This window comes from Synergistaceae bacterium, assembly GCA_012728235.1.
GTDB lineage: Bacteria > Synergistota > Synergistia > Synergistales > Synergistaceae > JAAYFL01.
Genome location: JAAYFL010000051.1, coordinates 1 through 1,873 on the forward strand (window position 1 = coordinate 1; position 1,873 = coordinate 1,873).

At 38.1% G+C, this 1,873-nt stretch carries 2 protein-coding genes; both read right to left on the reverse strand.

Features of this window, described 5'->3' with window-relative positions; genetic code table 11:
- Positions 1 to 106: 106 nt before the first annotated feature.
- A complete protein-coding gene (locus tag GXZ13_04010; GenBank protein ID NLX75000.1) occupies positions 107 to 658 on the reverse strand; it encodes a peptidylprolyl isomerase in 552 nt (183 codons plus the stop codon).
- A 22-nt stretch (positions 659 to 680) separates the two neighbouring features.
- Positions 681 to 1,873: tyrosine--tRNA ligase (locus tag GXZ13_04015; GenBank protein NLX75001.1), on the reverse strand; the 1,193-nt coding region annotated here is incomplete at its 5' end.

Sequence of the window (1,873 nt, forward strand, 5' to 3'; positions counted from 1 at the left end):
CTTATTTAATTGATTTTTTATAATTCCGAGAATAAAGCAGCCTGAAACTTAGTAATAAAAATAAGCATGCTCTCATTTCTATGAGAGCATGCTTTAGAAAAAACTATTATTTTATTGTTATTTTTTTGATTTCAACTTTTTTGGTAGGACGATCCATCGAGTCTGTTGGAACCTTGCCTATTGATTCTACTACTTCCATGCCTGAGATAACGTGCCCGAATACGGCATGTTTTCCATCTAGCCATTCGCATGGAACAAGAGTAATAAAAAATTGTGAGCCGCCTGTATTTGGACCGGCATTTGCCATGGAGAGTATCCCTGGTTTTCCGTGTACTAATTTTTTATCAAACTCATCCTGTATAGTGTAGCCTGGTCCACCCATTCCTGTTCCATCGGGACATCCGCCTTGAATCATAAATTCATCGATGACACGATGGAATATAAGTCCGTCATAAAACCCTTTTTTCACTAGATTAGTGAAGTTTTCTACTGTTTTGGGAGCTAGATCGTTGTTGAGTTCAATCTCAAAAGTACCCATGGATGTTTCAAATGTTGCAATTTGATTCGTTACTGTATTCTTTTCTTCTGATGTCGCCAAATGAATCACTCCTAATAAAAATATTGCGGCTGCGACCGCTATTATTACTTTTTTATTCATATTGCCTCTCCTTAATATATATTTAACTTTTATTTATAAATTTTACTAAACGAAAATCTTTTTTCCCGACTCTAATCTGTATATAGCCACCGTCAAGGAGATCTGTTGATGAAAGCTGTTTTCCTTCTTCCATTATTTTAATTCCGTTTAGATATACGCCGCCCTCTTTAATTTTCCGTTTGGCTTCTCCTTTAGATGAACACGCAGCAGAAAGGACGAGAATGTCTGTCAAATTTTTATTTATTTCTTCGGAAGTTTCAACAAAGGGAATTTCTGCAGAAAGAGTATCAAGAAGCTCTTTATCAACATCTCTTATATCAATTTCTCCAAATAAGACTGCGCTAGCATCTCGCACTCTTTTGGCTGCTTCTTCTCCATGTACTCGGCAGGTCATTTCCCACGCCAAAGATTTCTGTGCTTCACGTAAATGAGGATGCTTTGAATGTTCATTCAGCAAATCATTTATTTCGCTAATTTCTCTGAATGTGAAAAGTTTATACAGTTTTTCAAGGTCATTGTCGTCTACGTTAACCCAAAATTGATAAAACTTATAAATGCTTGTTTTGTCTTCAGAAAGATATACGGCTCCGCTTTCAGATTTACCAAATTTCTCACCATGTGAGTTTAAAAGAAGAGGAAAGGTCATTCCGTAGCACTGTCCCCCTGATTTCTTGCGTGCGAGATCCATTCCTGCGAGGATGTTGACCTGTTGGTCATTTCCTCCCATCTGAAGAGTACAACCATATTCATTATAGAGATGATTAAAATCAAAAGCCTGAAGAAGTATGTAGGAGAGCTCCGTATAAGTTATTGATTTATCGGCATCGAAAACTCTGCTCCGAACATACTCTCTGTTTACAAGGAAGCTAACGGAGAAGTATTTCCCGGTATCTCTAAGAAACTCGATAAACAGCTCTTTTTTTAACCAATCATTATTATTGAGCAACATAGCACTATTTTTTCCACAATCGAAATTGAGAAAATGTCTAAGCTGTTTCTCTATACAGGAGACGTTATGGTTTATTGTTTCTTCACTCAGAAGATTTCTCTCGCTGCTTTTTCCGGAAGGATCGCCTATTCTGCCCGTGCCGCCTCCCGCTATGGCTATAGGCTTGTGTCCAAGGCGTTGTAACCAGGCTAACCCCATAATCGCAACTAAATTGCCGACATGAAGGCTGTCAGCACTGGGGTCAAAACCAATATATCCTGTTACCA